This is a genomic window from Bacteroidales bacterium (assembly GCA_013141385.1).
Lineage (GTDB): Bacteria > Bacteroidota > Bacteroidia > Bacteroidales > Tenuifilaceae > UBA8529.
The window spans coordinates 54,382-68,733 of the sequence record JABFRB010000022.1 but is presented as its reverse complement, the minus strand read 5'-3'; the positions used below and the strand labels follow the sequence as shown (position 1 = coordinate 68,733).

Here is a 14,352-nt window from a genome sequence, read left to right as displayed (position 1 = left end):
ATTATTTTGAATACTGTTGAATCACATCAACAATACTTCTTTGGCAAACCTTACAGAATACCTGATGCCTTGTATACATGATGCAATCCAATTGCGAACGATACATACCTTTTGCATTGTAATTCGCTCCTTCAAATGCGCCAACTTTATCTTTGAATTTTTCAGTAGCAAAAAACTCATTTTCTTTATCCATTTGTCTTGTGAATAGGGCTTCCATAATATTTTCAGGAACTTGTGCATTCCTCAAACTATCACGCTCTTTTTGAATCTTGTAACCATGTGCATCAAACTCAGCTTTATTCCATGGGGTTGGAATTGGTGTGCCTTCGTCAACAAGGTCTTTCCATTTTAGATTAATTTTATCGAAAAGTGCTGTAACATTGGTTTCCCAAGGCTCAACTGTTATTTCGGGAATTTCATAGGAAACTGCCGAAGTATAGTACTCATCAGCAAGTGCAGCCATGTGATGTCCCATTTCATGAACCATTATGTAATCAGAAAACTTATTGTCGGCAGCAACAGTGGTGTATAGATTGTAAATCCCGCCGCCACCATAGGTTCTTTCGTTTATTAAAATCACCATAAATTCATATGGAACTGCCGAAGCAACATCTCTCACAGTTTTATTGTCATAGGTCAATGCATAACGTTCCGAATCGAATGCGCTATAGCTTACTGATAGCCGTGAATGCTTAAAAACGCCATGATGTGGCTTATTAACACCCGATTGCTCAGAAGGACTCTCAACGGCACGAATATTAATATTTTTACTCTGCGATTTAAAGGGTTCAGAATTCATTAGTACATTTCCTAATCGCTTTGCATCATTACGGAATTTATCCATCTCTTTTGCCGAATAGCCATCACCTAGAATAACGATATCCAATTTTTCCTGAGCAGGACCATTTTCAACAATCACATCAACTTTTTCGCTATGTATAATGTCCGAAGGATTCACCTGTCGATATGAAGGATCAATATTCGTTGTCCATATAGTTTCAAATTTATTTTGAGCATCCCTTTTCTTCATAAGGATTGTAACGGATTTTTTAGGCCAAGGAAAACGTAGCGATTCATGAAATGTTCCCCAACGGACACTCGCTTCTGGAATGGTTTGCCATTCGCCGAAAACGCTTGCAAATCCCCTAGAGTAAAGAAGTATATTGGTCTCTTTATCAAGAATTTCAAAGAAGTATAAACCTAACTCAAGTTTATCTATTAAAATCTTTTTACTTCCGCCCCAAATACCATCGGAGAGAACTTTATCAAGGGCAAATTTTTCCTCCTTTGCATTGCCTGTATGGAAGTAATCCATACGCATGGTTTTTTCAACAAAATAGGTATCAAAATCAACATCCCCCTTGTTAATTGCTGCAATCGAAGAGTCGACTTTAGTTACTGGTTTATTAACTTGCTCCTTGTTTGGTTTACAGGATATTAACGCTAGTCCAATTAGAACTAAAATTAAATTTTGTTTCATTTTGGTTTGGTTAGGGTTACGTATAAAGTTTCTGGTTGCTTAATAATTACATTTTTAGACTTCGATTTATGTATTTTGAAAAATCGATCAACTTTGGAGTATACTCAATTTCAAGCAATGGTGAGCTAATAAGAAAATCGGCTGTTGAACGGTTTGTTGCTGTTGGTATATTATAAACTGAGGCAAGGCGTAATAGCGCCTTAACATCCACATCGTGTGGTTGCGCCTGCATTGGATCCCAGAAAAAGATTAGGATATCAATATCGCCTTCAGCAATTTTGGCCCCTAATTGCTGATCTCCACCTAGCGGTCCCGATTTTAACTTTGATATTTGAAGATGATCATATATTCCATCGCCAATCATATGAATTAGCGCCTCTTCAACTAATCTACCTGTTGTACCCGTACAGATAAGCTTATGCCTCATTAATTTCTCCCAATTCCATTCCACCCATTCTATCATATCCGGTTTACGGTTATCGTGCGCCACAAGTGCAATGGTTTTTACCTTTGATTTCTTCATTCATTTAATTTTTTGTAAAAATAGTAAACAGAATTAAACCCTTTTAAAATATATTGTCAAATCATTTTGATTTGTAAATTAGTCAGATTATAAATGTAAAACTTTTTGTTATGAATAAACAAAGAATATCGTTAATAGTTCTTACTATTCTGCTAGTATCATCAGTAGTAGTAAATTTTTATCTATTCAAAACAAGTGATACTATTCAAGATAAAATCTTCTCTACCGAGAAACTTTTTGATCTAAAGTTTTCACCTGCTCAGCGAGATTCTATGGTTGATGGTATCAAAGGTTATTTAGATAGGTATAAGGAGATTCATAAATACAACCTTGATAATTCGGTTTCACCCTCTTTTATCTTTTCACCTGTTCCTATTTATTATCAGTTCGGAAAAGATCAAATAAAGATTGATTGGAATCCACCCAAAGAGGTTTTGATGCCCGAAAAAATCGAGCAACTTTGCTTTTCTTCCGTTGCTGAATTATCTGTTTTAATTAAGTCAAAGAAGATTTCATCTTTGGAGTTAACCAAGATGTACATTGCGAGGCTTAAAAAATACGATCCTGAATTACATTGCGTAATTACACTACTTGAGGATAGAGCTATAAATCAAGCTAAAAAAGCCGATGAGGAGATATCAAAGGGAATTTACAGAGGTCCACTACATGGGATACCCTATGGGGTAAAGGATTTGCTTGCACTTAAGGGATACCCATTTACCTTTGGTTCAAAAATCTATAAAAATCAAATTCCTGAGATTACATCACCTGTAATCCAAAAACTTGACGAGGCAGGAGCAGTGCTTGTTGTAAAATTTTCGTTGGGTGAATTGGCAATGGATGATACTTGGTTTGGAGGTCTTACTCGTAATCCTTGGAATACCGAAAAGGGTTCTAGTGGATCATCAGCTGGATCTGCTTCAGGAACATCAGCAGGCCTAGTAGCATTTTCAATTGGTTCAGAGACATGGGGTTCAATAGTTTCACCTTCAACAGTGTGCGGGGTAACTGGACTTCGTCCAACCTATGGTAGGGTTAGTAGGACAGGGGCGATGGCTCTCTCATGGACAATGGACAAGATTGGTCCAATTTGTCGTACAGCAGAGGATTGTGCATTGGTTTTTGACGCTATCAGAGGTAAGGATGGGCAAGATCCAAATCTTGTTGATTTGCCTTTCAACTACAATCCCAAGAAAGATATTAAAAGTTTAAGGATAGGTTATGTTGAGGATTACTTCAAGGAAAAATACGATTTTAGAACAAATGATAGCCTTACCTTAAAAGCATTACAGGAGATGGGAATTAATCTGATCCCAATAAAACTCCCTGAGCATATCCCTTCGATGGCGATTAGCATTATGCTTGAAGCGGAGGCTGCTGCGGCTTTTAGCGATCTTACATTAACCCAAAAAGATACCATGATGGTATTGCAAAAGAAAGGGGCATGGCCAAATATTTTCCGTCAAGCAAGATTTATACCTGCCGTTGAGTACATTCAGGCAAGTAGAATACGTACCCAGCTAATTGCTGAATTTATGAATGTTTTCAAAACCGTTGATGTTATAGTATGTCCAACGTGGGGCGGTAATCAGAACTTGATGACCAATTTAACTGGCCACCCTGCTTTACTAATTCCCAATGGTTTTGGAAAGGATGGACTTCCAACAAGTATTACCTTTTTAGCCGATTGGTACAATGAGGCAGATTTATTGCTTGTAGGTTCTGCTTACCAGAAAAAGGCAGGATTTTACCAAAAACATCCTGATAAGTTCTTGCCATAATTATTATTTTAGACTCATTTTAAACTGTAAAGGTATGGAGAATGCAGATACACAATGTTCTGCAAAATCCACAGCTTTACGGTTTTATTTTTAATACAATCCTTTTAAACTTCAAAGATTGAATTCAATCAAACGTTTTATAGTTTTGTAAAAAATAAAATTTGAATCGATACCTAGACATAAACCTATATTTTAATAAGGTTGGATTTGCTTTTCGCGCTCTAAAGAGTAAAAATTTTAAACTCTTTTTTATAGGACAAATAGTATCGTTACTTGGTACTTTCATTCAGCAAATAGCATTAGGATGGCTTATTTATACACTCACAAACTCAGCAGTATACTTAGGCGTAATTGGTTTTGCAGCGCAAATACCTGCTCTTATATTAACACCAATTGCAGGCGTTTATGCTGATAGGATGAATCGTCGTAAGGTTTTAATAGCAGCACAAACTGTTGCGATGTTTATGGCATTGCTTATGGCAACGCTATATTTTACTGGATTAATTCAAGTATGGCACATTATTGTGATTGCAATTATCAATGGAATGGCTATGGCCTTTGATACTCCATTTAGACATGCCTTTTTGCTTGAGATGGTTGGAGATAAAGAACTGCTTCAAAATGCAATTGCGCTTAATTCAACGCTAATTAATTCGGCACGGTTTATTGGTCCCATGATTGGCGGCTTTATTATTGCGTTAGTGGGTGAGGGTTACTGTTTTTTAATAAATGGTTTGAGTTTCTTGGCCGTAATTATTGCATTGATGTCGATGAAGGTAATTCCTGCAAATAAAGGTAAAACGCATGGTTCAATATTTAGAGACCTTATTGAGGGTTTCCAATACTCTTATAGCTTTAAACCAATAAAATATTTACTGCTACTAGTAATCACTACGGGTTTTTTTGGTTTATCGTATCAGGTTTTTCTTCCCGTATTTGCTCGTGATATCCTTCATGGGAACTCTCAGATGTTAGGTTTTCTGACAGGTACAATGGGTGCTGGGGCGTTAACTGGGGCTTTCTACCTAGCATCACGAAAAGGTATTTCTAGGATACCAAAGCTTATTCTTATATCTGCTATTACCTTTAGCGTTGCATTGATGGGATTTTCAATTTCACAAAACACCGCTATTTCACTTATATTGATGTATTTCGTTGGATTTGGTATGATAGTTCAGTTTGCATCAACCAATACTCTTATTCAAACCATTGTTGATGAGGATAAGCGGGGTAGGGTAGTCGCTTTATATGGGATGTCTTTTATGGGCATAACCCCATTGGGAAGTTTGCTGCTTGGTACAATTACTCCTTGGGCAGGGGTTCAGTATACAATATTCACATCTGCCTTTATTTGTTTTGTTGTAGCCATTAATTTTTCACGAAGGCTGCCAATTGTACGAAAAGCGATATGTAAATAAAGTAGGACTGAATTAGCTCTCAGTCCTACTTTTATTTTTTTATTTTAATGCGAGTCCAATGTAAGTATAACATATTGATCCTAAGCATAGTGTTAGATTGTTGCTTTGTCATGCTGAACGAAGTGAAGCATCTGTTTTATAGACTGTTAGATCCTTCGCTTCGCTCAGGATGACACCTTACATTGAACTGACGTTATTTTACCTTTAGTTTAGTGTAAAAGTGATTGGGAAAGTGAATGATACTCGAACTGGTTTTCCTTTTTGCTTTCCTGGATTCCATTTCGGTGAAGATTCTACAACCCTTATTGCCTCTTTATCGAGAATTGAATTAGCACTGCGTACTACCTTTACGTTTGTAATACTACCATCTTTCTCAACAATATATTGCACAAACACTCTTCCCTGAATCCCCTTATCCGCGGCCTCTTTAGGGTATTTCAAATTAGCAGCAATCCAGGCTCGGAATCCATTAGCATCTTCCGTTCCAAAGCTAGGCATTTGTTCTACAACAAGGAATACCTCTTCATCGTTTTTGGAAGTAATCTTTTTCTTTAATGTATCGACTTTTTGTAAATCCTGATTATCCTTGCTTTGAGATAAAATTGATTCATTAAAAGTAACCACCATCAATGCATCTGCTCTTTTAGAGGAGAGATTAGATACTGATAAGCGATAAGCACCAGTTTGTTTTGGAACAAAGGTTGTTTTAGAAGAGTATGAAAAATTGAATTCCTTCTCTAAAACCAATTCTTCTGGTTTTCCGCTTTCTATCTTGGCAACAAGTTTATCTTCTTTACTGCCTGAAAAGAAGTATAGGTTGAAAATACAATCCTTTTTTAAAATCACAGAATAACTACTATAATTGTCAGGAGAGGCTATTGTATTTGAGCCTTTTGGCTGTACATTTATATAGAAATCTTTTAGATTTACATCTTTAAGTTCTTTCCGAACCCTTGCCATCAATTCTTCTTTTCCCGATAAATTATTGTTTTGGGATATAATTGATTTCGGTGTTTTGTATGTAACCTCGTTTTCTATTGATTCTTTAGGCGAAAATGCTGATATTCCAATAATTAGAATTACAGCTATGGGCACTAGAATTAAAAAGTTAATCCATCGTCCGGTTTGGTTCATCGGTTTTCCTATCATGGCTATTCGTTTTTTAGTGATAAATGCACTTAGTTGGTTTCCTGCGCTTGGCAGGCATGAAGAAGTAACAACCGAAAGCAGAAGATTTTGATAGGAGTAGGGGTCGGCACCATTTCTGATTACACCGTTATCGGCAATAAACTCATGAAGTTCAATCAGTTTACGTCGTGCGATGTATGCAAAAGGGTTAAACCACTGCAATACGATAAGAAGTTCAACTAGCATCAGGTCGATTGAGTGAAAATGTCGTATATGTTCACATTCATGCTCTATTATCAACCTTTTTTCTTCATCAGAAAATTTTAAAGGGTTAATAAAAATATACCTTAGAAATGAAAAAGCATTATCTGTTTTATCAGTAAAAATCAGGTTTAATCCTTCTTTTGATTTCACTTTTTTCCCAGAAGTGTGAATAAAGATTATTGAACCAAAACGGTAAATGAATCGAATGAATAGAAGAAGGGATATTGAAAATACAATTAACCCAATATTTCGTAAAGAATTTACACTCCAATTGGAATAATTCTTTAGGTTTGATTCATCTATTTTATCTTTTATTAAGGTTAAATCAATCGATTCAATTTTTTCATGTAACACCTTTTTTGATTCAAAGCTGAATAATGGGTTTATCCCCAAATCAATTGGCATTGAAGGAATTAGAAAAGACAAAAGAATAGAGGCTATCAGATAAAACCTACATAGGTTAAATTGATTACTAGTCTTCAAGAAGATTTGATATGCAGACACGAATAGTGCAAGACAAACTCCCACTGATAAAATATACAATAGTAGATTATTCATTTTTCTTTGCTTTTCGTTGTTCTATTTGATCATCGATAAGCTTTTTCAGCTCTTCTAGCTCCGAGAGAGTTACCTCATTCTCGGAGGAGAAGAATGAGGCGAACTTTTTCCATGAGTTGTTATAGTGCTTTGTTAGCACATGTTTGAAGCAAAGCCTTGCATATTCCTTCTTGGTAACTAAAGGATAGTATTCATGATTTTTGCCGTAGGCATTAAACCCCACCATACCTTTCCGCTCTAATATTCTAACCATGGTAGAGACGGTAGTATAGGCAGGTTTAGGCTCTGGAAAGAGTTCTAGGATATCCTTTACGAAAGCCTTATTAAGCTTCCATAAATACTCCATTACTTCTTCTTCTGCTTTTGTTAGTTCCTTCATGAAACAAATATAAACTAAAACATTTAGTTATGCAACTAAAATTGTTAGTTATTTGTAAAATAATTTTCATATAATTGGAAATCAGTGCGTATTGTTTAATAAAATGGTTTCTTAATTTTGTAAAATGAAATTATACCTTAAAATAATCATATGAAATGTCCATGTTGCTAAGGAACACCAAGCGCAATGATCAAAACATGGACATTCCATCTGAGTTTAGGCAATTAATATTACTAGAAGAGAAATGATAATCAATTATATATCAATTATTTATAAAATTTTAAACAGATGAAAAAGTTACTATTTCTAATAGCAGTACTTTTCCCATTAATCTCATACTCTCAGGATGAGCAGACTTTAAAAAGCGAGATTTCAAAGCTAAAAGAGGATAATGTGGATCTTAATCATCGCTTAGACCAGCTACAAAAAATGGTTGATGATGGGCTATGGTACAATAAACTTGCCGATTATGCATTCATCGATAAAGTATTTATGTACGGATCTCCGCCGGCTAAGGTAAAAAACCCAACCGCAATGGGGGCAAAGAATCCTCTTAAATTTTGGTCATACATCTTTATTCCTAAAAATATTGATCTGTCTAAAAAATACCCTTTATTGGTTTTGCCTCATGGTGGAGTACATGCCGATTTTACAACCTATTACACTCATATTATCCGTGAAATGATGGCTCAAGGGTATATTGTTGTTGCTCCAGAGTATCGTGGAAGTACAGGGTATGGCAAGGGATTTTATGAGCAGATTGATTATGGTGGATTAGAGAATGACGACTGTGATGCCAGCCGCCAGTATATGATAGAAAATTACGATTTTATTGATAAGGATAGGGTAGGCATTATTGGCTGGAGTCATGGTGGAATGATTGCTTTAATGAATATATTCAATAATCCAAATGCCTATAAATGTGCCTTTGCTGGTGTTCCTGTTTCAGACCTTATTGCTCGAATGGGATATTCCACGGAAGATTACAGAGAAGAATTTTCTGCCGACTTTCATTTGGGAAAGACAGCTCACGAGGATGTAAACCTATATCGTCAGCGTTCTCCTGCATGGAATGCTGCTAAATTACAAACCCCATTATTAATCCATACCAATACCAACGATGATGATGTATACGTTTTGGAGGTTGAGCATTTGATTCAAGCATTAAAAGCGGAAGGGAAAAAATTTGAATATGAGATATTCAAGGATATTCCTGGTGGTCACTCGTTCGATAGGATTGATTCAAAAACGGCAAAAGAGATTCGTGTAAAAATATATAAATTTCTTGCTCAGTATCTTAACCCTCCAAAGTCGATTAAAAGTGTTGAGGAAATTAATAAAGCAGCGTATCTTCCTTTGAAATAGTTAAGGGATAATAAATAAAAATGCAGTATTGCTCAGAAACAATACTGCATTTTTATAAATACTTTATCACTTAATTTAGCATCCCTTCCACTTCATAGAGTTTACCATCAACAGGTTCAGGCTTTATTCCAAGAATATGAGTAATTAAGGGGTAAAGATCAATATTCATAAATGCAGGTTGATGATAACCTTTCTTAAAGGCTGGGCCAAATGCATAGAAAATTCCTTGCATATCGGGGTATTGGTTATCATAACCATGAGTACCGCCAGAAAATCGCTCCCTATCGCTACCCCAATTTACACTATAACCTAAATCTGCTTCAATAAGAATATCTGAAACTCTGGGGTTTTTACCATAATGATATCTTTTAGGAATACTATCCCGTTCCCAAACTTTGAGGTTAGGAATTTTTTTGAGTATCTCCAAGGCTTGTTTAGAATACTGCTCTTTAGGTTGAAGGCTATATACTGGATTTCCACCAGCTACAACATCAAACCAATCCTTATCTATATAACTTGAAAGATTTACGACTTTATCCTTAGAAATACTAGCCATCCCATGATCGGAAACGATTATAATATTGATTTTTGATGCATTGGGAAGGGCTTTAACTTTAACAATAAAAACTCCAAGTAAGCTATCGATATTTTCAACAACCGCCTTGGTTTTTGGCGATACAGGACTATATTCATGGCTAGTCCAATCGGGTTCTTGATAGTACCATGTAATTAATCTTGGTCTTACACTTTTTGGTAATGATAGCCAGTGAATAACCGTATCTATTCTATTAGAAAGGGGGATTCTCTGGCTATATTTTTTCCAGTAGGTTGGTTGAACACCTTTTATTTGCGATTCGCTGCCTACCCAATAAAACGAAGCCGATATTACACCCTGCTTCTCTGCGGTAACCCATATTGGTTCACCACCATAAAAATCAGGAAATTCTACACTTTGCCTATCACCTATTGAGTAGAAACCGAGAACCGAATCAAAGAAAGAGTTATTTACTATTCCATGATTATCGGGGTATAGTCCAGTAGCCATACTGTAGTGATTGGGAAAAGTTTTAGATGGATAGCATGAAATCATTGCATCCGCTTTTACACCATTTGCTGCAATCTGGTTTAGATTTGGAGTCTTATATACGGTTGAATAATCCCATCTAAAACCATCAAGCGAAAGCATTACTACATAATTATCGGGTAGAACTGTATCTTTAACCTGTGCATTGGAGGTTATAGAAAGCAGTAAACTAATAGCAATAGTTGCTATTTTTAAAATATTTATGCGCATATATTTGCTAGGTATTATTGCCATAGTACCACGTATTAAAAAGTTTTTAAAGGTAAGAATAATTCATCTTTATATGCAGATTTAATCTTTTGTGCATCTAAAAATTGGTAAACGAGTTAAAATTTAGATTTAAAAGTTTTCACACCTCATTAAATTATACGTAACTATTCTGCGTGTTAAAAAATTCGCACGTAAAGTCGCAAATAAATTAAGGTATTATTCCGTAGAGGTTATAATAAAGGCGATGAATTTGGAGAAACTATAAGAAAAGCAACAGCAAAAACACATCAATATAGTTTTATCGAAAGTTTGAGAATCTTGGAATGACTACAACAAGTCAGCGCAAAGGGAAAAAACTTTTAGTTTTTTCTTTTTCGCGAACTTGGCGACTTTGCGAGAGTTATTGCTGCAAGAATAGCGTGTATAATTGACTTTTTTTTTCTTTCAAAATTATGTACCTGAGTAGTTACAATTATACTATTTTGAGAAGGATATAATGATGAGGGAAATCATCTATTAAACAATCATTTTTTCTGATCTTTTCAGTAATTTACAATTCTATTTTTAGGAAAATATATTTGAGTATGTTTTCTCTTTTATCAATAGGAAAACCATATTTTTTTAAAATTTTTCTAATTCACTAGAGGTTGTAGTTAATCTCTATTAAACCTTAATGAAAGGATTTTAATGAAAAAAAAAATAATCCCTTTAGATACAGTTACTGATGCCCTAGACAATATACGGTTTGGAGACCTATTTGACATTGATGAGTTCCAACACCTACAAGATTTGTTTTCTGAAGCATGTGGAGTAGCATCAATTATTACACATATCGATGGTACACCTATTACTAAACCAAGTAATTTCTGCCGTTTGTGTAGTAATGTTATTCGTAAAACCGAAAAGGGTCTTATAAACTGTTTTAAGTCAGACGCAATAATAGGTAGAGAAAACCCTAATGGTCCTATTATTCAAGCTTGCTTGAGCGGAGGATTGTGGGATGCTGGTGTAAGTATCACTGTTGGAGGTAAACATATCGCAAATTGGTTAATTGGACAGGTAAAAAATGAGGCATTGGATGAAAAACAAATGCTACAGTATGCTGATGAAATTGGGGTAAATAGGGATGTGTATATGCAGGCTCTTGCTGAAGTCCCTGTTATGTCGCTTGAGCAATTTACTAAAGTATCGAAAATGCTGTTTGTATTTGCAAAGGAACTTTCTGAAAATGCATACAGTAATTTACAGCTTAAGACACAAATTGTTGAAAAGGAAAATATAACAAAACAATTAAAAGCAAGCGAGGAGCGATTCACTCAATTATTTGATAAAGCTCCACTTGGCTACCAATCGCTAGATTTTGATGGTAATTTTATTGAAGTAAACCAGCAATGGTTAGATATACTTGGTTATTCACATGAGGAGGTAATTGGAACGTGGTTTGGAGACTATCTTGCCCCAGAGTATCGGGATAGTTTTCGAGAGCGATTTCCAATTTTCAAGGCCAAAGGCAAGATTCATAGTGAATTTATAATGGTTCATAAAAATGGTAATAGGTTGTTCATTGCATTTGATGGAAAGATTGGTTATGATTTGGATGGAAAATTTAAGCAAACTCACTGCATATTGCAAGATATATCTGAACGTAGGCAGGCGGAAGAGAAACTTGCCCAAGCGGCATTAGAATGGCAAACTACTTTTAATGCTGTTGATGATGCTATTTGGCAGCTCGATAAGGAACAACTAATAGTGCATTCCAACAATAAGTTGGAGCATTTTTCTAAACACAACATAAGCGAAATTTCTCATAAGCATTGTTGGGAAATTTTTCACGGTACTGCTGAACCAATCCATGAATGTCCTTTTTTAAGGTCAAAAGTGAGCCATAAAAGAGAATCAATGGATTTAAAGATTGATGATAAATGGTACAACATCTCAGTCGATCCTATTATTGATGAAGATGACCAGTTTTCCGGTGCTGTGCATATTGTTAGTAATATCACTGAACGCAAACGTGCTCAGCTTCTTGAGCATGCCCTTTATCAAATTGCGAGGGTACCGGAAACTGCTAAAGGCTTAGATGAATTGTACTATGCAGTTCACCAGATTATAAAGAGTTTTATGCCGGCAGACAATTTCTATGTGGCTCTTTATGATGATGTTAAAAATATTATCTATTTCCCCTACTTTGTTGATGAGGTTGATAAACCGCCACCAGCATTAACACTTGAAAAAGGTTTAACAGCAAGTGTTATTAAAACAGGGCACTCGCTTCTTTTTGATGGCAATCTTCAAAAGGAGAAGGTTATTAATGGAGAAATAGTAATGTTAGGAACCCAATCTGCATGTTGGTTAGGAGCCCCACTAAAAAATGGAGAAAAGGTTATTGGTGTAATAGCTGTACAACACTATTCAAATACAAAAGCGTATGGAGAACAGGAGAAACAAATTCTGGATTTTGTTTCGGATCAAATAGCCAACACTATTGAACGTAAGAAGGCGGAAGAGGCCTTAATACAAAGTGAACTACTTCTCAGAGAATCTCAGAAAGTTGCCCGATTAGGAAGTTATGTTTGGGACATAAAAATAGGTATATGGAAAAGCTCTGAAATTCTTGATGAAATTTTTGGAATAGATGAAAGTTATAACCGAACCCTTAATGGTTGGTTGGAGCTAATTCATCCGGATTGGCGTTCTTTAATAAATAATTATATTTCAATTGATGTTTTAGAAAACCATCAGCTGTTTAATAAGGAATATATGATAGTTCGTTGGCTTGATAAAAAAGAACGTTGGGTACACGGACTTGGTGAATTAGAATATGATTTAAATGGCAATCCGATTAAACTGTATGGAACAATTCTAGATATTACTGAGCGTAAACAAGCAGAGCTAATAATAAAGGAGAAAAACGAGGAAATATCCTTGCAAAACGAAGAATTACGACAATTAAACGAGGAACTTTATGAAATAAATAGGGAATTAGTCGTAGCTAAAGAAAAAGCAGAAGAGAGCGATAAACTTAAATCTACTTTCCTTGCCAATATTTCACATGAAATTAGAACGCCAATGAATGGTATTCTAGGATTTGCTGAACTGCTTAAAAACCCTCATCTTTCTGGTGAAAAACATCAAGAGTTCCTTGATATTATAGAAAACAGTGGAATTCGAATGCTTAACATTATCAATGATTTAATTGATATTTCGAAGATTGAATCGGGACAAATGAAGGTGGTTATTTCTAAATGTAATATAAACGAGCAAATAGAATATATATATTCATTCTTTAAACCCGAGGTTGAAGTAAAAAAATTGAAGCTTATTGTTAGAATTGCACTTCCAGCAAGCAAAGCAATTATTAATACTGACGTTGAAAAAGTGTATGCGATTATGATTAATTTGGTTAAAAATGCTATAAAATATACTAATCAAGGTACTATTGAATTTGGGTACGAAAAGATGGATAATTACCTGGAGTTTTATGTTAAGGATACGGGAATTGGTATTCCTAAGGATAGGATAGAAGCCATTTTTGAACGTTTCATTCAAGCTGATATTTTTGACAGTAAAGCCTTACAGGGAGCAGGTCTTGGCTTGGCAATTACCAAATCTTATGTTGAAATGCTTGGTGGTAAAATTTGGGTTGAAAGTACGTTAGGGGTAGGATCTACATTTTTCTTTACTATCCCTTACATAACCGAACCAGTTGAAGAAATTCAAACTAAGAAAGTTAGTTCAAAGAATGGAAAAGGAAATCAAATTAATAAACTAAAGATTTTAATAGTTGAAGATGATCAAACTTCAGAATTACTACTTACGCTGACATTCGAAAAATTTAAGTTTGAAACATTAAATGCTAGAACAGGATTCGAAGCTGTAAAAATTTGCCGCAATAACCCAGATATTGACTTGATTTTAATGGATATTAGAATACCAGAAATTAATGGATTCGAGGTTACAAAACAAATTCGTAAGTTTAATAAAAAAGTGATTATTATTGCTCAAACAGCCTTTGCTTTGGCAGGTGATGGCGATTTAGCAATTAAATCGGGTTGTAATGATTATATCGCTAAACCGATTAAAATGGATAAATTAATGGAACTGCTTAATAAGTACTTTAATTAACGTTAGTTCGTAAGATGTCATTGTCCGAAACTCGTAA

The 14,352-nt window shown here is 35.1% G+C and carries 9 protein-coding genes; 4 read left to right on the top strand and 5 right to left on the bottom strand.

Annotated elements, in window-relative coordinates; genetic code table 11:
* Position 1: 1 nt before the first annotated feature.
* Complete coding sequence (locus HOO91_13900) at positions 2-1,480, bottom strand: peptidase M64 (protein NOU18645.1); 1,479 nt, start codon at positions 1,478-1,480, stop codon at positions 2-4.
* A gap of 46 nt (positions 1,481-1,526) precedes the next feature.
* Positions 1,527-2,003 carry a methylglyoxal synthase gene (locus HOO91_13895; GenBank protein NOU18644.1) on the bottom strand — a complete coding sequence of 159 codons (477 nt, stop codon included), beginning with the start codon at positions 2,001-2,003 and terminating at the stop codon, positions 1,527-1,529.
* Positions 2,004-2,137: 134 nt separating this feature from the next.
* Between HOO91_13895 and HOO91_13890 the strand changes: the two genes are divergently transcribed.
* Together HOO91_13890 and HOO91_13885 are read left to right on the top strand one after the other, a co-directional pair.
* A complete protein-coding gene (locus tag HOO91_13890; GenBank protein NOU18643.1) occupies positions 2,138-3,784 on the top strand; it encodes an amidase in 1,647 nt (548 codons plus the stop codon).
* A 161-nt stretch (positions 3,785-3,945) separates the two neighbouring features.
* Complete coding sequence (locus tag HOO91_13885; GenBank protein NOU18642.1) at positions 3,946-5,202, top strand: MFS transporter; 1,257 nt, start codon at positions 3,946-3,948, stop codon at positions 5,200-5,202.
* Positions 5,203-5,406: 204 nt separating this feature from the next.
* Here HOO91_13885 and HOO91_13880 read toward each other — a convergent pair whose 3' ends face one another.
* Positions 5,407-7,152 (bottom strand): M56 family metallopeptidase, encoded by a 1,746-nt coding sequence (locus HOO91_13880; protein ID NOU18641.1) that lies wholly within the window; start codon positions 7,150-7,152, stop codon positions 5,407-5,409.
* Positions 7,145-7,531, bottom strand: a complete 387-nt coding sequence (locus HOO91_13875) for a BlaI/MecI/CopY family transcriptional regulator (GenBank protein ID NOU18640.1) — start codon at positions 7,529-7,531, stop codon at positions 7,145-7,147. The genes HOO91_13880 and HOO91_13875 overlap by 8 nt, the downstream gene beginning before the upstream one ends.
* Before the next feature lie 288 nt (positions 7,532-7,819).
* Here HOO91_13875 and HOO91_13870 point away from each other — a divergent pair, with 288 nt between their 5' ends.
* On the top strand, positions 7,820-8,896 hold the full coding sequence (locus HOO91_13870; protein NOU18639.1) for a prolyl oligopeptidase family serine peptidase: 1,077 nt from the start codon (positions 7,820-7,822) through the stop codon (positions 8,894-8,896).
* 70 nt (positions 8,897-8,966) lie between these two features.
* On the opposite strand, the gene HOO91_13865 is transcribed toward HOO91_13870, so the two are convergent.
* Complete coding sequence (locus HOO91_13865; protein NOU18638.1) at positions 8,967-10,190, bottom strand: alkaline phosphatase family protein; 1,224 nt, start codon at positions 10,188-10,190, stop codon at positions 8,967-8,969.
* A gap of 687 nt (positions 10,191-10,877) precedes the next feature.
* Here HOO91_13865 and HOO91_13860 point away from each other — a divergent pair.
* The gene (locus HOO91_13860; GenBank protein ID NOU18637.1) at positions 10,878-14,315 is read left to right on the top strand and encodes a PAS domain S-box protein; all 3,438 of its coding nucleotides are present in this window, start codon (positions 10,878-10,880) and stop codon (positions 14,313-14,315) included.
* Positions 14,316-14,352: the final 37 nt, after the last annotated feature.